The sequence below is a fragment of the Hahella sp. CCB-MM4 genome (genome assembly GCF_002260525.1).
In the GTDB taxonomy this organism is placed as follows: domain Bacteria; phylum Pseudomonadota; class Gammaproteobacteria; order Pseudomonadales; family Oleiphilaceae; genus Hahella.
On sequence record NZ_MRYI01000005.1, the window covers coordinates 112,352 to 131,842 of the forward strand.

General features: G+C 50.8%; 15 protein-coding genes. 13 read left to right on the forward strand and 2 right to left on the reverse strand.

Annotated features, from left to right (window positions below; translation table 11 throughout):
* Positions 1-50 precede the first annotated feature (50 nt).
* From BTA51_RS11640 to BTA51_RS30495, 5 genes are all read left to right on the forward strand, one after another.
* Positions 51-1,529 carry a DHA2 family efflux MFS transporter permease subunit gene (locus tag BTA51_RS11640; protein WP_246841009.1) on the forward strand — a complete coding sequence of 493 codons (1,479 nt, stop codon included), beginning with the start codon at positions 51-53 and terminating at the stop codon, positions 1,527-1,529.
* On the forward strand, positions 1,526-3,454 hold the full coding sequence (locus BTA51_RS11645) for an IucA/IucC family siderophore biosynthesis protein (protein ID WP_094707639.1): 1,929 nt from the start codon (positions 1,526-1,528) through the stop codon (positions 3,452-3,454). Before BTA51_RS11640 ends, BTA51_RS11645 begins: the two co-directional genes overlap by 4 nt.
* A gap of 58 nt (positions 3,455-3,512) precedes the next feature.
* Entirely contained in the window at positions 3,513-5,474 is a 1,962-nt protein-coding gene (locus BTA51_RS11650; protein ID WP_210404819.1) for an IucA/IucC family protein, read from the forward strand.
* A gap of 434 nt (positions 5,475-5,908) precedes the next feature.
* Entirely contained in the window at positions 5,909-8,242 is a 2,334-nt protein-coding gene (locus tag BTA51_RS11655; RefSeq protein ID WP_246841010.1) for a M64 family metallopeptidase, read from the forward strand.
* A gap of 725 nt (positions 8,243-8,967) precedes the next feature.
* Positions 8,968-9,486, forward strand: coding sequence for an SRPBCC family protein (locus BTA51_RS30495; protein WP_210404820.1), 519 nt, complete (start codon positions 8,968-8,970; stop codon positions 9,484-9,486).
* 175 nt (positions 9,487-9,661) lie between these two features.
* On the opposite strand, the gene BTA51_RS11665 is transcribed toward BTA51_RS30495, so the two are convergent.
* Positions 9,662-9,853: an RSP_7527 family protein gene (locus BTA51_RS11665; protein ID WP_094707641.1), complete on the reverse strand. Its 192-nt coding sequence runs from the start codon at positions 9,851-9,853 to the stop codon at positions 9,662-9,664.
* Positions 9,854-10,004: 151 nt separating this feature from the next.
* Here BTA51_RS11665 and gcvA point away from each other — a divergent pair, with 151 nt between their 5' ends.
* The 8 genes from gcvA to BTA51_RS11705 all read left to right on the forward strand — a co-directional run bounded on the left by gcvA (position 10,005) and on the right by BTA51_RS11705 (position 18,784).
* Positions 10,005-10,916 carry a transcriptional regulator GcvA gene (gene gcvA / locus BTA51_RS11670; protein ID WP_094707642.1) on the forward strand — a complete coding sequence of 304 codons (912 nt, stop codon included), beginning with the start codon at positions 10,005-10,007 and terminating at the stop codon, positions 10,914-10,916.
* 198 nt (positions 10,917-11,114) lie between these two features.
* Entirely contained in the window at positions 11,115-12,005 is an 891-nt protein-coding gene (locus tag BTA51_RS11675; RefSeq protein WP_094707643.1) for an ABC transporter substrate-binding protein, read from the forward strand.
* Between the two features lie 21 nt (positions 12,006-12,026).
* Positions 12,027-13,028, forward strand: coding sequence for an iron ABC transporter permease (locus BTA51_RS11680; RefSeq protein ID WP_094707800.1), 1,002 nt, complete (start codon positions 12,027-12,029; stop codon positions 13,026-13,028).
* 24 nt (positions 13,029-13,052) lie between these two features.
* A complete protein-coding gene (locus BTA51_RS11685; protein ID WP_094707644.1) occupies positions 13,053-14,084 on the forward strand; it encodes an iron chelate uptake ABC transporter family permease subunit in 1,032 nt (343 codons plus the stop codon).
* Between the two features lie 63 nt (positions 14,085-14,147).
* On the forward strand, positions 14,148-14,975 hold the full coding sequence (locus tag BTA51_RS11690; RefSeq protein WP_094707645.1) for an ABC transporter ATP-binding protein: 828 nt from the start codon (positions 14,148-14,150) through the stop codon (positions 14,973-14,975).
* Positions 14,956-15,765: an IucA/IucC family C-terminal-domain containing protein gene (locus BTA51_RS11695; protein WP_094707646.1), complete on the forward strand. Its 810-nt coding sequence runs from the start codon at positions 14,956-14,958 to the stop codon at positions 15,763-15,765. The genes BTA51_RS11690 and BTA51_RS11695 overlap by 20 nt, the downstream gene beginning before the upstream one ends.
* Positions 15,762-16,421: an RraA family protein gene (locus BTA51_RS11700; protein WP_094707647.1), complete on the forward strand. Its 660-nt coding sequence runs from the start codon at positions 15,762-15,764 to the stop codon at positions 16,419-16,421. Before BTA51_RS11695 ends, BTA51_RS11700 begins: the two co-directional genes overlap by 4 nt.
* A gap of 260 nt (positions 16,422-16,681) precedes the next feature.
* Positions 16,682-18,784, forward strand: coding sequence for a TonB-dependent receptor (locus BTA51_RS11705; protein ID WP_094707648.1), 2,103 nt, complete (start codon positions 16,682-16,684; stop codon positions 18,782-18,784).
* A 53-nt stretch (positions 18,785-18,837) separates the two neighbouring features.
* Here BTA51_RS11705 and BTA51_RS11710 read toward each other — a convergent pair whose 3' ends face one another.
* Entirely contained in the window at positions 18,838-19,269 is a 432-nt protein-coding gene (locus BTA51_RS11710) for a hypothetical protein (RefSeq protein ID WP_094707649.1), read from the reverse strand.
* Between the last annotated feature and the right edge of the window lie 222 nt (positions 19,270-19,491).

The following is a 19,491-nucleotide window of genomic DNA, read 5'->3' on the forward strand; positions in this document are numbered from 1 at the left end:
GAGCCGATATAACTCCAGGAGCTAATAGCAGACCACGCTGGTTAATCGTCATGACCGTTCTGTTCGGAACGGTCACGGTGAGCCTGAACAATAGTGCTCTCAATCCGGCGGTACCTGAGTTCATGACAGCCTTCAGCATTGGCCCGATTACCGCCGGCTGGATCATTACCGGCTTTTTGATCGGCATGGGTATGACCATGCCGATCACCGGTTTTCTGAGTCATCGCTTCAGCAAGAGAACCGTGTACCTGACCGGGCTAACGCTTTTTATCTGCGGCTCTATTGCCGGTACTTTTACGACGACCATGCCCTGGGTAATCGCAGCCAGAGTCTTCCAGGGAATAGCAGGAGGTCTGATGATCCCTTTATCTCTGGCCCTGATCTTTGCCGTCTATCCAAAAGAACAGCGTGGCAGAGTCACCGGCATCTGGGGAACTGCGGTAATGTTGGCCCCAGCAGTAGGACCTGCGGTTGGTGGAGTGATGTTGCAGTTTTACAGCTGGCATGTGCTGTTCGCCATGAATATTCCCACCGGCCTGCTGGGCTTGTTTGTCGGCTTTTATTGCCTCCCGGCAGACGAAGGTCAAAAAGACCGTTCATTCGACTGGATTGGTTTTCTGTTGGTGACTTCAGGGGTTGGACTACTACTGTTTGTCCTCAGCCAATTCAGGGATCAAACGGCACTGACCAGTCCTGTCAATCTGACATTGATAACTCTTGCGTTACTCTGCCTTGTCGCATTTGTCCGGGTAGAGATAAGCAAGCAGGAACCCTTGCTGTGCCTGCAGATATTTGCCATTCCAAGCTATAGCCTGAGTGTCGTTGTTGCCGTGGTCCAGACCGTCGGCATGTTTGGCTGCATCATGATATTGCCGTTGCTCATGCAAACCGTTTTGGGACATGGCCCGGTCTGGACCGGGCTGGCATTACTGACCACCGCCGTGTTCGCCAGTGCATTTGTCAATCTGGGCGGAAAGACACTGGACACACGGGGACCAAGAGGTGTGGTTTGTATCGGCCTGCTGTTTACCGCACTGGCAACCATCGCGTTTGGATTGATCGATAACGCCTCACCACTTTGGATGATCTTTTTACTCATGATGGCCAGGGGAATCGGCATCGGGCTGTCCTATATGCCCGTAACCACTGCAGGACTCAATGCCATCCCCGAGCATCTGGTGGCACAGGGTGCTGCAATGAACAACATCCTGCGGCGCATTGCGGCCTCAATCGCCATCGTTCTGATGTCCATTTATTTCGAGGTTCGCAGTGCCAATCTTCGCACTGGCGGTACCCCGTCAGACATCAGCGGATTAACCGCCATCAACGAGATATTCACAACGGTTGGTCTGCTGATATTGCTGGCCTTGCCGTTGGCATGGCTACTGCCCGGTTCAGCTCCGCATCAATCGAAGAAATGGCAGAAGAACCGGCTGAAAGCAGCACGGATCAATTTTCGTTTATCTAAAAGTCTGCTCCTGAAAGGGCAGACAGCCTCAAATCAAAAACTAAACAAGGTAGAAACATGAGTGTTTTGGAAGCCAAGGAAATCGGAAACCAAACCCACACCAATCAATCCAATCAGTCGGGCCAATCCAGCCAATCCACCCGCTGGGTGGAGGCGCTGGCATCCAACCAGTTCCATCAGGTTGAACAAAGGGTCATCAGGCAACTATTACAAACGCTGATTTACGAAGACATTCTGCCCCACGAGTTTCGACAGGATGCCACACCCGACGATAAAGGCTGGTTTATCCTGGAAGGCAAGACAGCAACCGGGAAGCCGGTCCACTATCATTGTCGCGGCGGAGCCAGGGTCAGCTTTGGACAGATCAAGCTGGACCGGGTAGCGGTGCTGCGAATCTCCGAAAACGGTCAGACCAAATCTGCCAACCTGCAGGAAGTTCTGACCGAGCTTGTCTCCCGCATCCCCGACACCCAGCTCCTCGCGACATTTATGGATGAATTGGAACAAACTCTGCTCAAGGACTTGCAGTCCCACAGCCAGGAGCGTTTTCTTCAGCCTTGGGATGGGAAACTGGACTATGACGAGCTTGAGGGCGACATTCTGGATGCCCATTCATACCACGCTTGTTATAAATCCCGCATTGGATTCTCCCTGGAAGATAACGAACTTTACGGGCCTGAGTTCAAGCAGCCCCTGCAGGTTCACTGGCTGGCTGTGCATCATCGCCTAAGTTCCATGAATCATTCACTTTCCACCGACTATCAGGCTTTCGTGGAAGAACAGCTGGGCGCACAGGACTATCAACGTTTCGTCGATGCGCTGCAAAGCCAGGGTCGTGATCTGAGTGACTACCACCTGATTCCCGTACACCCCTGGCAATGGGAGGAAAAGGTTTTAGCCACTTTTTATCCTGAACTGGTGGACAAAGAGATCATTTACCTCGGTACCAGCGAGGATCGCTACCGCGCTCAGCAATCGATTCGCACCCTGGCCAATGCCACGCAGAAGGAGAAGCCTTACGTCAAACTGGCTCTCAGCATCACCAATACTTCTACCAGCAGAATACTGGCGGGCCATACCGTCTTGAACGGTCCGTTGATTACAGATTGGCTGCACGGCTTGATTACCCAAGACCAAACTGCCCGCGAAATGGACTTCGTCATCCTGGGTGAAACGGTGGGCGTGACCTTTGATTATCAGAAGCTACCGGAAGCCAGACATTCAAAAGCTTACGGCACGCTGGGAGCTATCTGGCGGGAAAGTCTGCATCATTATCTGAAGCCGGGTGAAGAAGGGTTTCCTTTCAACGGACTCTGTTCGCTTAGACCCGAACCGTTGAATCAGGAAAATACAGGACCAATAAAACCGGAAGCGAAACCGCTGATTGATTCCTGGATACAGCAATACGGTCTGAAAGCCTGGACAGAGCAGGTACTCAGGGTATCCACCACCCCGATTATTCACATGCTGTTTGCCCATGGTATTGGAATGGAATCTCATGCACAGAACATTGTGCTTATTCATCAAAACGGTTGGCCGGTTCGTATCGCGTTGAAGGATTTCCATGATGGCGTTCGTTACTCTCCCGCCCATCTGACTGATCCAGAACGAGCTCCGGATCTCTATCCGGTGCCGCCGAGTCATGCCCTGATCAACGCCAATTCATTCATCCTGACGAACGACCTTGATGCAGTACGCGACTTTTCCTGTGACGCCTTCTTTTTCATCTGTCTGGCGGAACTCGGGATCTTTCTGGAACAGCAGTACCAATTAGTAGAAACCGAATTCTGGTCAATGACAGCCAAAATTATTCTGGATTATCAGTCGGCATATCCCGAGCACGCTGAGAGATATAAGGCGTTCGATGTATTTGCAGAAACCTACCAGGTGGAAGAGCTGACCAAGAGACGCCTGTACGGCGACAGTCAGCCCCGGTTCAAGCAGGTTCCCAATCCACTTTATGCATTCAGGCCAACCTCAAATTGAAAGCCCGGCAACTCCCAATCTTTTCAATGCATTCATTTTTCTGTGAAAGGAAACGAACGTGAAACCCAATGAACACTTTCAACAACAGGCTTCCGAACTGGTCATGCAGGATCTGGTCGAATGCCTGTTCACCGAAGGATTTTTCCTCAATACAGACCAGAAACTGTTATCCCTGGAACAGCTTCAAATCAGTTGTGAGAAATATCCGGGATTATTCAATCAGCTGACCCGATGGCCTGACGCCGGCTCACCGCAACAGAGCACTCTTTTCTGGTGCTGCTGGTCAGGCGAACCGCCACACTCTTTCATCGTTATTCCTGTTCGAAAGAACATTGCCCTGACATTGCAACGCATTCCGTCAACCCCGGTTTATGCTGTGAATTTCGACGACACCCAGACAGCATTTGAGGTGCTCTCATTGACGCCTGTCAGCCTGATGCAACGGGTTCAGAAATTACTGCCCGATGACACCCCGGGGCAAACCAAAGGCTGCGAACTGTTTCTGGAATCCTTGAAAACCACCCTGCAACAAACAGCCTGGTCACTAGAGCACCAGATCAATACCGATGGACTCTTTACCCGGCCGGCCGCAGAAACCTTCCAGGTTCTGGAGCAATGGTCATCCATCAGGGACCGTCCGTTTCATCCAATAGCCAAAGCCAAAATGGGATTGAATGAAACCGAATACCGCCAATATCTGGCGGAGTTCGGTGAGCATATACCATTACATTGGGTTGCCGTAGCAAGAGACAGTCTATGCTTTGGAAACGGTGTTGAGTCACCCCAGCAGATCCATCCAGCCCAGTTCCTGCTTAGCAGGGAACAGCAGGCTAGCTTACAAGAGGAAATGCAACGGCGCGGTATAGATCAAACCCATGTCGCCATTCCGGTTCATCCATGGCAATTGGAACATGTTCTCCCCGAACAGATTGGAGAAGCCTGGCAGACAGGTATTCTCGAAACACTGTCATTCAGCGAGGCCAAGGTTCTTGCGACTTCGTCCGTCCGCACCATGGCTCCACTGACAAACAGTCCTCACTATCTGAAACTACCTATGGCGATCTATTCACTGGGAGCATCACGCTATCTGCCCGGCGCTAAAATGATTAACGGTCAACGCAGTGAGCAACTGATGAAACAGGCACTGCCTCTCGACCCCCTCTTACCGGACCGGGTATTTCTGTGCGATGAAACCAAGTGGTGGGGATTTATGCCGGAAGGCAAAGGCCTGTTTGATGAAGGTCCCCGGCACCTGGCAGCATTGATACGCACTTACCCACAGCAACTGCTTGAGGATTCCACTTACAGAATGGTTCCGATGGCCGCGATGGGAACCCTACTTAACAGTCAAACCGGTCCCTCGCCTGAAAATCCCAAAGGCCTTGAGCATTTCTTTGATCAGTGGATGGAGCACAGACAACTGGCTGAATCCCCAGAGTCGGTGGAAATACTGTTCCGGGAGCTCTGTCAATGTTTCCTGGATATCAAACTGCGCATGTTCCGCATTGGCATGCTGGCCGAAATGCACGGCCAGAACGTCGTTCTGGTGCTGAAAGACGGCCAGCCTGAAGGACTGTTGTTCCGGGATCATGACTCCCTGCGCATATACGTCCCCTGGCTGGAAGAAAACGGCCTTGCTGATCCGGAATATTGTATTAGAAAGGGAACGCCTAATACCCTCTACCACGACGCTCCGGAAGACTTGCTGTTTTACCTTCTGACGCTGGGCATCCAGGTCAACCTCCGCGCCATCATCGAGACTCTGGCGATCCGTTTTTCCATGGACGATGCCAGACTATGGTTGGTGATACGGGAGGAACTGGAGCAGGTCATTCAGACTGTGGATTTTTCTGACGACGTCAGGGCGATGATTAATCAGCAGCTGTTTGAAAATAGCGAGTGGCCACTCAAGCTATTAGTCAAACCCCTGATTGAACGCGCCGGTGGTCCCGGTAGTATGCCGTTTGGAAAAGGAACCTTGCAGAACCCTTTCCATAACCTGAAAACAGATCTGGCTTAAACCGCTATTCTGCCAAGTCCTGGGCCGGACGAATCACCATAAGTCTGGCCCATTCTTCCTGCTTTTTAGGCAAAAAACTTATTAAAAACATCATGTCCACACCTATTTAGCCTAATACACCCTAGTCCTTTGATTTTATTAAGCTTATACACTCCTATATACCCTCTTTCTCCTAAGTAAAATCGCGTCTCACAAGTGTCTTAATTACCCGCTATGCTTATTTATTAACCAGTCCGGAGAATATGGAAAAGACGTTCCGGGCTTGTCTATAAACTGGATATATGGATACCCACGATGCCATTAGAGGCAGGAGCTCCGAGCATCACCCGTCCATGGATCTATTGCCTGAAAGGAGGCAGACAATGAAGGCACTTGTGAAGTTATTTCTATCTTCCATCTTGCTGTGCTTATCAGTCTTCGCCACAGCAGAATCGATGACCGAACTGCATATCCAACTCGATCGAACCCAGATCTTTTCCGCCAATCCCAACGATATCTCGGCGGGAGTCCGCGCTAGTGTGAAGGAAAGAGTCGCCAAGCAGGCCAAATATTTTCAGGATGATGATGTAGTCTCCACGGATCAGCTCATGGTGATCGGCAAAGACGCAGACGGGCGGGAAGTCTATCGCCATGTGGTTGATAACCCGCTGCTGGTACACGCCGAAGTATTCAATCCGGACACAGGGGAGTTGGAAACTGCCGAAGAAATCGTGAAGGATTCCGGCACGCTTCGACTGGACGTTCCCAATCAAAAGGACATCCAGACTCTGGAATTAAACACGATTGAAAAGCAGGACTCCGGCTACCAGTTTAATCTGATACAGCGCATTGAGCTGGGAAAGAGCCAGGCCTTTCAGGCGGAAGCCCAAGTGACAATGGAAGCCCAGGCAGCTAATGGTGTTTACAGTATCTTCAAAACCGGCGATTCGGAAAATCGGGTCGACTTGGTGTTGCTTTCTGAGGGATACACTTCAAGTGATCTGAGCAAATTCGAAGAAGATGCCCGCAAAATTGTCGAAGGCTACTTCGCCGAAGATATCTACAAGGAATATAAAAACCACTTCAATGTCTGGCGCGTGGAAGTGCCCAGCAACCAAAGCGGAGCAGGATATGGCAGCCCAATCGATACCAAGTTCGGCGCTTATTTCAATTGCTATAACATCGATCGCCTGCTCTGCGTCGACGAGAGCAAAGTTCTGAGCTATCTGCGCTCGGTTGTGCCTTCCAATGCCATGGACAAAGTGCTGGTGGTCGTGAACACCGAGAAATACGGCGGCGCCGGTGGGCAAGTGGCGACCATGTCTCTGGCATCACAGGCTATCGATCTGGCATTGCATGAGCTGGGCCATAGCTTTGCCAAGCTCGCAGATGAATACGACTACGGTACCTGCCGGGTTTACGAACCGGATAATGCCAATGCCACAGCAGACCGCTCTGGAACCAAATGGCAGCACTGGACCAACGTTGACGCCAACATCGGGGTGTATGAAGGCGCTATGTACTGTGCCAACGGTATGTACCGCCCCAGCCAGACTTCGATGATGAAAGTTTTGGGAGAGCCCTTCTATGCCGTCAATGAAAGTGAAATAGTTCGCCGCATCTACGGTAAGGTGAATGTCATCGACGCCAAAGATCCGGTACAAACGGATATTTCCATGAACAAAGGGGAAGCGCGAAACTTCACCATTACCCCCGTCGATACAACTTCCCATACCGTCAAAACGCTTTGGTACCTGAATGATCAACAAATCGGAGAAGGTTCCACGTTCAGTTTCAATAGCGGTAAGTATCAAGAGGGTGCTTACAAGCTGAAAGCCGTGTCGGCTGATAAGACATCCCATGTCATTAAAGATCCAGACCAACTCCTGGTATCCCAAAATACCTGGACCATCAATCTCGGGGATGGCGGCTCTACCTGCGACGAAGCTCCGGCCACACCAACCGGCCTGGCTTCCGCAGATGTGGGCTCAACCTCATTCAGTTTCAGCTGGAGCCCTGTATCCAACGCCGAGAGCTACCGTGCGGATATCTGGAACGAGTCAGCTTCCAAGTGGGATGTATTGAAGGAAACGACCGACGCGACAGTTTCCGTCACAGGACTTGAAGCGGGCAGCACCCAGTGGGTCAGAGTTGCAGCGAAGAATGCCTGCGGCGATTCCAATCCTTCCGACTATATCACCGTGGAATTGACAGACAGCCAGGATTGCACCCAACCACCCGGTGTTCCAGGTGCATTTGCAGCCTCCGACGTCAACAACGGAAGTTTCACCCTGAGTTGGAGTGCCGCGGAAGGTGCATCGTCCTATACCGTTCAGAAATGGACCGGTTGGGCATGGCAGGATCATCAGGAAACTAATGCGACTTCCCTGGGCATTACCGCCACCCGCAAAGGTTCTACTGAATACTATCGCGTCTACGCGAAGAACCAATGTGGATCCGGCCAGGCAACCAGCTGGATCAAAGTGGAGATCCCAGCACAGAAAAGCTGTTCTGCAGCCCCAGCCAAACCCACCGGGCTGCGTACTCCCTACCTGTATTCCACCTGGTACAGACTGGATTGGCCGAAAGTTGCCGAAGCCACACAGTACGAAGTTCAAGTATGGGATGGTTATTCCAGGGCCTGGAAAACCCATACCACGACTGAAAGTAACTATGTGGATTTCCGCCAACTTCAAAGTGGCTACAACTACTACCCTCGCGTAGTTGCCAAAAATGCCTGCGGTGCCAGTGCCCCTTCCAGCTACCTGTCGGTCACACTTCCACGCTGACCCCAAGGAACCCGGCAAATGCCGGGTTCTTTCTTTTACAAGACTGCATTTCTGCACAAGTTTTCTGAACTTTAAGTCGATTTCCGGCCAGAGTTCCTTTACGGCTCAGTTAGAACAACTAAACTGCGCTCCCTCTGCCAGGCTGGATCACGAAAATGGCCTCCAGCATGAGTGTCAAATGAAACGTCAACAGCCCCTAGTTAACAGATTTAAGAAAGTTTAGACTCCTTCGCATTTCTGGGACGATCTTAGAGTGGTAAATAAAATTGGATAAAAGATTATGGTGGGTATTTGGCTTCGGAGCCTTTTACGGGCTGATGATGCGTATAGTCTTCGGATTCCTGTCCCCCAAATTATATTCAGCCAGCGATGCGGCCAGTGGCCCAATGCTTTTTTCATTCATTGTACTGGTGCCGGCAGTTATAGGAGCTATCACTGTATATCAAGCTCCTCGCAGGACCTTGAGACTATGTATTTTCGGTCCCTGGGCGCCTTTATTTTTATGCACATTGGGATCTGCCTTGGTATTGCTTGAGGGCAGTATCTGCATTGTGATGGCCTTCCCCATTATCTGCGTCGTAGGCTCCGTTAGTGGACTTATCACTTTTGCCATACTCCATTTCATACAACCATCAAAAGGAACTGTTCGATCTATCACACTTTTACCATTAATACTCGGCGGCGCTGAAAGTTTCCTGACACTTCCAGCAGAATATGCGGATTCCGTGTCATCTGTTCATATAGACGCGCCACCGGAAATAGTGTGGGAGTTCATTGTAAATCCGAAAGACATCGAACCTGATGAGCTAGGTGATGGTCTGGCCTATAAAATCGGAACGCCTTATCCGGAGGAAGCGTTTACTGAGTTAACAGATGAAGGTCGCATCCGACATGTACGCTGGGCCAAAGGCGTCACCTTTGACGAAGTCATTACCGACTGGGAAGAAAACCGTTATGTACGCTGGACCTACCAATTCCGCCCTGAATCTTTTCCGCCAGGAGCATTGGATGATCACGTGGTCATTGGCGGGAAGTACTTCGATCTGATAGATACCTCATACCAACTTACCCCGGATGAACAGGGAACAACACTGACACTTCGTGTGAAATATCGGGTAAGCACCAATTTCAATTGGTATTCAGGGCCTTTAAGTAAATTGCTGGTGGATGATACTGCCAAAACCTTGTTGAACTTTTACAAAGCTCGTAGTGAGGACGCTCAGGCACACATAGCGATGAACTAAACGTCACAAACAGCTTCTCGTTCCAGGTTTCTGTATTAAGACAAGCGGCTAACTATTTAGCTATAAAGGAGAGAGTAATTTAGTTTTAGGGGCGGGAGTAATTTGGTTATGAAAAAGAGAAAATCTTTCGGCGCAGCGACTGAATGAGCTGCGCCGGCTACTTTCTATCGTTCATTTAAGCGCTGTGGGTTCGATGAAACGATACTTCGAACATATGATGTACCATATGGCTAATGCGATGCTTCGCTGAGCTTAGAAATTGGGCAAAAGCTTCGGCGCGCATTTGATGAGCTCTAGCTACATAGTAATTCACGTCGACCCTGCCAGCCTTGTCCAGGACCACAGAGTCACATGCTTGGGTATCCATGGGTCAACCTCCGGTTCATATTGATTAAGTATTTGTGAAGGGGTAATCGTCATATCCGTCACAGTGCATATGGTAGGAGTCTGTCTTCCTGGTCACAAACGATGGATTTTCATGTTATAAGTGAATTATTTTCACCTGTGGAGTTGCCGCGATTAAACGATTACCGCCCCTGAACAGCCTTCGAAGTTTTGAATCCGCCGCCCGCCTTGGCAGCTTTCAGAAAGCCGCCGAAGAGCTTTTTGTCACTCCATCGGCTATCAGTCATCAGGTCAAATCTCTGGAAGCCTTTCTGGAGGTAGAGCTTTTTCTACGGCAGACTCGCCAGATCGAACTGACCTCCGCCGGAAAAAGCTACCTGAAGTCCATTCAAAAGGCTTTGGGTGAAATAGAACGTGCGACACAAAAACTGGTTGCCGCCCATGGCAGTGGTGAATTGAGCCTGGCGGTTGCTTCAGCCTTTTTACACCGATGGCTTTTACCCCGAATCAGTCGATTTTACGACAGCCATCAGAATGTAGAACTGGAGATATCCGCCTCTACCGGCCTGATCGATTTTGCCCACAGCAACACGGACATGGCAGTCTATTTTGGAGACGGCCAGTGGGATGATGTGGAATGCCATTTCCTGAAACGCTCCGCGCTGATTCCCGTGTGTACACCCGGCTTGCTCGCTAAACATCCCATTCACACACCGGAAGACATCACTCACCACACGCTGCTGCACGTCAATCGGCGCCCAGAGGAATGGCGGGACTGGTTCAAAGCAGCCGACACGACTTTTATCGAGCGGCGTAAGGGCCTCTATCTTTCCAGCGGCCTGCTCACTTCACAAGCGGCCGCACGGGGTGTAGGAGTCGCACTCACAGATGTGAATCTGGTTAGTGAGGAAATACAGAGTGGTCAGTTGGTGGCACCACTGGATATACCGTTGGAGTTGCCAAAATCGTTTTATCTGGTGTACCGCAAGAACCGCCCGATGACCTACGCCATGCGACAGTTCAAGGATTGGATTATGGAGGAAATGGCAGTGGATGCACTGTCAGCGAAAAGCACAGAAGCCTGAATATCTGACGATCACTTATTATTACTCTTGCGCACCTGAAGCCATCTTCACAGCAATTTAATTTGTTAATGCAAATGAGAATCTATATCATTGGCGTTTTTCTTTGTTATGACGCTCATGATGTTCAGATCCCAAAGATACTCAGATTTTTCCATATCACTCCAGCTTTCCCGGAAGTTACTACTTGGCTTTTTATTTATGGTCACCGCCATTCAGGAAGCTTCTGCCGAGCAGCGTATCGTCGAACACTCCATGGGCAGCACCAAAGTCTCCGGCACACCTGTCAAGGTAGTAACGCTGTTTCAGGGAGCAACGGATACAGCCGTTGCATTAGGTGTTATTCCGGTCGGCGTCGTTGATTCCTGGGTGCAACAGCCAACCTATAAATATCTGCGTAAGGATCTGGCTGACGTGCCCCATGTCGGACTGGAATCCCAACCGAATCTAGAAGTCATTGCCGGTCTTCAACCAGATCTCATTGTGGCTTCGAAAAGAAGACATGAAAAAATTTACGGCCACTTGTCCCAGATAGCCCCCACTATCGCTCTGGAAACCGTGTTCGATTTTAAAGATACCGTCGCCATGATGGGGCTGGCCATGAACCGGCAGCAACAAGCTAATGCTCTGCTTCAGAGCTGGAAAAACAGAGTGGCGGACTTCCAACAGAGAATCCCGCAAAAATTAGGGGAACAATGGCCATTGGAAGTGGCCGTCCTGAACTTTCGGGCCGACCATGCCCGTATTTATCTTAAAGACAGCTTTGCCGGTTCGATACTGAACGATCTCGGGTTTATTCGCCCAGCCAATCATCCACAGGGCCAATGGGTCGTCAAGCTCTCTACCAAGGAGAGTATTCCCACCATGAACGCCGACGTCTTCTTTGTCTTCATGACCGAGGATGATCCGGCGGTTAAACGAAATTACCTGCAGTGGACCAACCACCCATTGTGGAAAAGTCTGGATGCAGCGCGAAATCACCAGGTCTTCCAGGTCGATGAAGTGGCCTGGAATATGTCCGGGGGAATAATGGGCGCTAATCAAATGTTGGATCAGGTCTACGAACACTTTGGCCTGAATCCCGTAATGTAACGACAGGAAGTCCTTACGATGATGTCGAGTTCAGTGCGCAGCTTTCAACTTTTGATTGCCATCATCATGCTGGTAGTGGCTTTCGTTGCCAGCATCGTACTGGGCCAAACTTCCATTCCACTCGGTACCGCGTTTGATGCTTTTACGAACTACGACGCCAACTCTATTGACCATATTATTCTGACCACCACTCGGCTCTCACGCGCACTTACCGCCATGTTCGTGGGAGCCGGCCTGGCGGTTGCCGGTGCCCTGATGCAGGCCATGACCCGTAACCCCCTGGCCTCACCGGGGATATTTGGCGTTAATGCCGGGGCGCTGTTCGCGATTGTTCTATGCTCCACCCTGTTTTCCATCGCCTCGCTGCAAGACTACATCTGGATCGCGTTTGCAGGGGCAGGCTTTGCCGGAGTTCTGGTCTATGGCCTGGGAACGATTGGCCGGGATGGAGTTACGCCCGTGAAGATCGTGCTCGCCGGTGCTGCCATTACGGCTTTATTCGTCTCCTTTACCCAAGGTTTACTGGTCATCAATCAGGACGGCCTCGATAGTATTCTGTTTTGGCTGGCGGGGTCGGTGGCGGGACGCAGCCTGGAATTGGTTCGGCCTGTACTACCATTTCTGTTTATTGCATTGGTCGCCAGCCTGTTTCTGGGCCGGCATATCAATATTCTGGTGTCCGGAGAAGACGTCGCCAAAGGACTGGGGCAACGCACAATACTCATACGTCTGTTGATGGGACTTCTTGTGGTGGGACTGGCAGGCAGCGCCGTGGCAATTGCGGGAAATATCGCGTTTGTCGGCCTGATTGTGCCACACATTGCCCGCGCTTTATTCGGTACGGATCATCGCTGGCTGCTCCCCGGCTGTATGCTACTCGGCGCGACATTGCTCTTGTTGGCAGACATTGCTGCCCGCTTTCTGATCATGCCCCAGGAAGTTCCTATCGGTGTAATGACCGCCTTGCTGGGAACACCTTTTTTCATCTATCTCGCCCGGCAAACCGCCGTCGCTCAGTCGTAGGACACGGTATGATAGGTGCCTGGCATGGATAAACTACTCACTCTGCGAACATCGGTTGTTTCAATTCAGCTGAATTCTGTGACCCTAAAAATGTTGGGGACATTACTGATCGGCACACTGGCAATTGCACTGATGTCTTTGTCCGCCGGCAGCCAATGGTTGAATCCGATTGAGGTAGTGAAAGAGCTCTTGCTTTCAGAACCTGGCCAGCATGCCTTTGTCATTGAAACACTGCGACTGCCACGAGTAGTAACGGGGTTTCTGGTTGGGGGAGCTCTGGCGGTTTCCGGATTGATCCTGCAGAGCCTCGTACGCAATCCGTTAGCCTCTCCGGACATTATCGGAATCACCAGTGGAGCATCGGCTGCGGCAGTGTTTTTTCTTTCCTATCTTGCCGAAACGGTTAGTGCCCTATGGCTGCCATTTGCCGCCATTTTGGGAGCTGCCCTGACTTCTCTGATTATCTATCTCCTCGCCTGGCGGCAGGGGGTGACTCCTCTCCGTTTGATCCTCATCGGTATAGGTCTGGTTGCCGGTCTTGGAGCAATGACCACATTCATGATTGTGCTCAGTCCGATTGCAACCAGCATGATGGCTTATGTCTGGCTCACTGGCAGTATCTATGGATCTGATTGGCAGGATGTCACGGCATTGTTGCCTTGGCTACTGGTACTGCTTCCCCTGTCCCTGATGCTGTCCCGCACAATTAACGTTCAGGAACTGGGTGACCCGGTGACCGTTGGCTTGGGGGTTCAGGTACAGCGTACTCGTTTTGTGTTATTGGCCATCAGCGTGGCCCTGGCGGGTTCAGCCGTGGCCTATGCCGGCGCCATTGGTTTCGTCGGACTGATTGCACCCCATATCGCCCGACAGTTGGTTCCCCGCTCTTTTGGCTCACTGGCTCCGGCGTCCCTCTTGATAGGAGGTTGCCTGGTGGTCGTGGCAGACACCATTGGAAGGACTGCATTTCTTCCCCTGGACGTTCCGGCAGGGGTATTCGTTTCGGCCGTGGGGGCACCATTTTTCATCTATTTGCTCTACCGGCAGCACCGCTGATGTCCAGGGTTGAACATCTACAAGCACCAGCGGTAAATAAATTACATGCGAGGGAAGGTATTCATGTATCCACTTGAGAGCCAGTCACTCAGTCTGGGTTACGACAGGCAACTGATTATCGACCGTCTGAACCTGCAGATACCTGAAGCCCAAATAACCGTATTTGTCGGCAGTAATGGTTGCGGTAAATCCACACTACTAAAATCCTTTGCTCGTCTTCTCAATCCCCAACACGGCTCTGTGCTATTGGAAGGCAGGGATATTCACAGCCAACCGACCCGCCAGGTGGCCAGAAAACTTGCCATTCTGCCTCAGGGGCCGTCAGCGCCGGAGGGATTAACAGTATCCCAATTGGTCCGACAGGGTCGCTACCCCCACCAAAGCTGGTTACAACAGTGGTCCGAAGAAGATGAAAAGGTGGTGAAGAAAGCCCTGGAAGATACAGACCTCACAGCCCTCATGCACCAATCTGTTGATTCACTCTCCGGTGGCCAGCGACAACGGGCCTGGATCGCCATGACCCTGGCACAGGACACCAACACCCTGCTGTTGGACGAACCCACAACTTATCTGGACCTGACCCACCAGATTGAGGTGCTTGATCTGCTCTATGACCTGAATCGAAGAGAGCGGAAAACCATTGTGATGGTGCTGCACGATCTGAACCTGGCCTGCCGATATGCCCACCATATTGTGGCGGTAAACAACAAATCGGTTTATGCTCAGGGCACGCCGGAAGAGGTCGTTACCGAAAAGACTGTCAGGGATGTCTTCCAACTGGGGTGCCGGGTAATCCGAGACCCTCTCTTCGGAACACCGATATGCATTCCTTTTGGCAAAGGACGACGCCTCACGGTTGAGCAAGAGGATCATGAAGAAGCTATCGCTTGATCCGGCACAATGGGCAACATTGAATAGCCTTTTCCGGTTGGTCTCAGCAGAAGATCGGGATCAGATACATTCCATTCGCACCATAGATCTGCTCGACCCTCAGATATGCACTGAGTTGCTGGACTACCTGACACCGGTTATTCACTCCCCTTCGCGTAGAGTAACCGCTTCTCTGCTGAGCAAGCGTATCGCCTTTCTGAGCACAGCCTCCAGCCTTTATGCCATGTCCGCGTACAACCAAGGCTTGAATATGTCGCTGCAGAATTGCTACCTCGAATTCGGCTATGAAAACCGTCTATGGCAATCCCACATGCCACTCACAGACCTGTCCTTGTCCGCTCCAGAAAATGGCCAGCGTGAATCCTGGCGACGAATGTTGATCAGACAACTGTTCGCCGACAACTTGTCCCGCCTTTGGCAAGTACTGGTAGAGGTGGCAAAAGTGCCGCTTTCCATACTCTGGGAAAATACCGCAGTGAGAGTTTACTCACTCTATGAACGGCGCATGTCGGATCTAGGTTGCGTCAGTCTGCAAAACAGGGTCGATAAAGACTTTCACTATTTGATCAACGAAGCGCCTGCAGAGCTGTTCGGGACCTCCGAAAACCCTCTGCATAAATACTTCTGGCCCAGGCAGCAGGTGACACACTCGAACAAGTCTGTCCGTTTCAGGAAAACCTGCTGTTACTACTACCGAGCCAGTGAACCAAAAGAATACTGTTCCACCTGTCCCTTAATTCGGCCAAAACGGCCACGGAAACCCAAAAATAAGGAGATCATCACTGTATGAACCAGCTTAATGTTACCGCTCAAGAAGAACCGTCCCCCTATCGCATTCATCCCCGGGTCCAGGGAGTCAATGAGGAGTTATTGGCTCTCTATCGCGATATCGACGCTGCGACTATCGGGCATCTGACAGATTTCGGCTATGCCGCCGGGCTACAACCTCTGTTCCGGCCTGTCCGCCTGATAGGGAATGCTGTCACGGTGCGGATACCTTACCTCGATGGAAGCGTCATTCGGGAAGCACTGAAACTCAGCCAGCCGGGAGATGTCCTGGTGATTGATATGTCCGGAGATGACAACCGTGCCTGCTGGGGCGAACTTCGCACTTTAGCAGCCATGACCAAACCATTGGCCGGGGTTGTAGTGTCCGGATGTGCGACCGATGCCAGAATCATCACTGAACTGGGCTTCCCTGTGTTCTCCCGATCCGTCAGTGCGCTCACCACCCGTAATCTCAACTCGGGGGGGGAAGTCAATGTACCGGTCAGTATCGCTGGCGTATGTGTTCGCCCTGGAGATCTAGTGTTAGGTGACGACGATGGTTTGTTTGTCCTTGATCCCGAGCAAGCAATGGAATTAGGGCATAGAGCGATCGAAGTGCAGGAACAGGAAGACCAATGGCGTCAACAATTAAAGAAGACCCACTTCTCTAATACCTGAATAAAATCTTCTCTTGGGCGCACACGTAGCTGCGCCCATTCAATTCGATCTGCCTCTATCAATTCACACCATCTCAGCCTCAATCCCAAACCCAAACCCAAACAAATATAGGAATGTGATGAGCCAGCCGTATGGTGATAGTTACTCATATTTCATAATTGATAATCATTATCATTTAGATTAAGATTTGCCCGCATAATAATATTACATTCCCTTAAATGCTTATAAACCTCCCAAGATGAATCCAGAGGTATCCATTCATGCAGTTAAAACCCTCCCATTGTGCCATGGCACTGTTGCCTTTGGCTGTTGCCACCAGTGTATCCCAAGCCGCCCCGACCGTGTTGGATGAAGCGGTTATTTCCTCAACAAGAACCGGTACTGAAAAAGAGGACTCGCCACAGGTAGTCACTGTCATTACCCGTGAACAAATTGAGCAGCAACTGGCGATTACCTCCGACTCTTCACAAATTCTGAGCAACCTGCTTCCGGCTTATTCCCCCAACCGCCAGAAACTGACCAGCAGCGGAGAGACCTTTCGCGGCCGCTCAGCTTTGTTGCTAATTGACGGGGTGCCTCAATCCAATCCACTGCGCAACGCGGGTCGCTCGGGGCATACCATTGACCTTTCCATGGTTGAACGTATTGAAGTTATCCACGGCGCTAATGCAATCCATGGTCTGGGTGCGACAGGTGGCATCATCAACTTTATCACCCGACGCCCGTCATCTGATCGCTTCAAGCAACATGCCGAGGTTCAGGCAACGACACCGACCGATGAACTGGATAGCGATTCCCTGGCATATAAACTCAATTATCGTGCTGAGGGCAGCAAGGATAATTTTGAATACCTGCTGGGCCTTAACTATGAAAACCAGGGAGTCTACCTCGATGCTAACGGAAGCAATGTGGGAGTCGATAATACTCAAGGCGACCTGATGGATTCCGCAGCCTATGACTTGTTTGCCAAACTGGGATACTGGATCGACGACAATCAAAACATTGAGCTGGAAATCAATCGATTCGTCCTCGATGGTGAGATGAACTATATCAGTGTTACCGGTGACCGCAGCAAAGGCATTGCGACAACGTCTATAGAAGGCAGCCCGGAAGGCAAAGCGCCACGTAACCGGGTGCTGACTGCCAGTGTTAACTATCGCCATGACGATTTCTACGGCATGGTGTTGACAGCACAAGCGTATAGCCAGCAATTCGAAGGCCGTTTCGGCGCTACCCTGACTTCCACATTCCAGGATACCGATATTGCTCCGGTTGGCACACTGTATGACCAATCCCAGAACGAATCTGACAAACTCGGTGCCAAGCTGACCCTCAGCAAGGCTGATCTGTTCAACGATAAATTGAAACTGACTGGCGGACTCGACCTGCTGCAGGACACTACCCAGCAAACGCTTGTCCTGACCAGCCGCACCTGGGTACCCGAAACGACTTACAAGAACTATGCTCCGTTCCTGCAAGCGGAGTTGAAGCCCATGGAAAGTGTCATTCTGCATGCCGGTATTCGCTATGAACATGCTGAACTGGATGTTGATACCTTTCAGACCCTGGCATCCGCTAACAGCGTCACAGTCGAAGGCGGCAATCCCAGTTTTAGTGAAACCCTCTATAACACGGGCATCGTTGTGAAGCCTCTAAATTGGTTGAGCCTGTTCGCCAACTATTCTGAAGGCTTCGGCATGCCTGACGCTGGTCGGGTTCTCAGAGGTATCAATGAGACCGGCCAGGATGTGGACGACTTCCTCAATCTGCAACCCATCCTCACTGACAACCGGGAAATCGGTTTCCGTATCGATATGCAACCAGTGGATTTTGAGTTGAGTTATTATCAATCAGACTCCGATCTGGGCTCTAGACTGGAAAACATCGACGGTGTGTATTTCGTCAAGCGGGAGAAAACAGAAATAGACGGCATCGAAGCCTCGCTGGGAATTCAGGCCCACAAACAACACCGGCTTGAATTCACTTATTCACATATCAATGGAAAATTCGACAGCGATCAGGACGGCTCTCTGGATAGCAAGCTGGACGGCTTGAATATATCGCCTAATAAGTTGATTGCCAGCTGGAACGCCAACTGGTCTACAAAGCTTCATTCGACGCTTCAGGCCTCCCATGCGTTTGACCGCAGTTTTGATGATCCTGAAAAGGAGTTTGACGGTTATACCCTGGTAGATGCAGCCCTGGGCTACCAGTTACCGGTCGGCCAAATCAGTGTGGCAGTGGCCAACCTGCTGAACGAGGACTACTTCACCTATTATTCACAAAGCGCCGTTGTCAACGACGACCGCTACTTTAAGGGACGCGGACGCACTCTGACCCTGGGATACGGATTGGACTTCTAATCAAGCATCCGTATATTCAACCACCGGGGATAATACTCCCCGGTGAAGTTTGTTCACTCTAACAATTCCCCGGCAACACTGACGGCCTCATCAACAGACATCACCACCTTCATCGGACAGGGAAATGCATTCTGTACCTGTGGACGAAGGAGCTTATCCGCCTGCACCTGGTCACGCACAATTCTCACTATGCCCCGACAATGTGTTGCCACTGCTTCCCGGTTAGACTTGAACCAGAGCACCTGATGCTTTTTGCCTTCCTGTGGAAAATCAATCAGAGAGCCGTTCTCCATCACAATGACATACGATTGCGCACGATTCAGAGCCTCATCCATCTCAGCCAACCACTTCATCACCTGTTCCAGAGATACAGCCCCGGAAAATTTCACCCATAAAACCGGCCAAAACTCATCACTCATTAGAATGCCATCATGAGCTTGTGTCGGATTGAAAAATGACGGTACCGGTATATCCAAGGTTCCCAAAATTTATTGCTCCTCATCGGTAATTCTATGAATTGGAAATTTGTTCCTGGGATTTTGCTTATTGCTCCTAGGAATTGTGCGTCATCCCACTTACAATTGATATTCATTATCAATTGTGTATGATTATCAGTTATTCTACTGGACAAGCCAAGATTCTATTTCTGGTAATAACCTTGTTCTGGAACGAGCCCTTATAGTCTGGGACGAACACTTAATAATCTG

Excerpts from the sequence above, each read along its gene's own strand:
- BTA51_RS11640 (WP_246841009.1), top strand. The coding sequence starts at position 51 with ATGACCGTTCTGTTCGGAACGGTCACGGTGAGCCTGAACAATAGTGCT.
- BTA51_RS11680 (WP_094707800.1), top strand. The coding sequence starts at position 12,027 with ATGTCGAGTTCAGTGCGCAGCTTTCAACTTTTGATTGCCATCATCATG.
- BTA51_RS11700 (WP_094707647.1), top strand. The coding sequence starts at position 15,762 with ATGAACCAGCTTAATGTTACCGCTCAAGAAGAACCGTCCCCCTATCGC.
- BTA51_RS11645 (WP_094707639.1), top strand. The coding sequence starts at position 1,526 with ATGAGTGTTTTGGAAGCCAAGGAAATCGGAAACCAAACCCACACCAAT.
- BTA51_RS11695 (WP_094707646.1), top strand. The coding sequence starts at position 14,956 with ATGAAGAAGCTATCGCTTGATCCGGCACAATGGGCAACATTGAATAGC.
- BTA51_RS11655 (WP_246841010.1), top strand. The coding sequence starts at position 5,909 with ATGACCGAACTGCATATCCAACTCGATCGAACCCAGATCTTTTCCGCC.
- BTA51_RS11705 (WP_094707648.1), top strand. The coding sequence starts at position 16,682 with ATGCAGTTAAAACCCTCCCATTGTGCCATGGCACTGTTGCCTTTGGCT.
- BTA51_RS11690 (WP_094707645.1), top strand. The coding sequence starts at position 14,148 with ATGTATCCACTTGAGAGCCAGTCACTCAGTCTGGGTTACGACAGGCAA.
- BTA51_RS11685 (WP_094707644.1), top strand. The coding sequence starts at position 13,053 with ATGGATAAACTACTCACTCTGCGAACATCGGTTGTTTCAATTCAGCTG.
- BTA51_RS11665 (WP_094707641.1), bottom strand. The coding sequence starts at position 9,853 with ATGGATACCCAAGCATGTGACTCTGTGGTCCTGGACAAGGCTGGCAGG.
- BTA51_RS11675 (WP_094707643.1), top strand. The coding sequence starts at position 11,115 with ATGGTCACCGCCATTCAGGAAGCTTCTGCCGAGCAGCGTATCGTCGAA.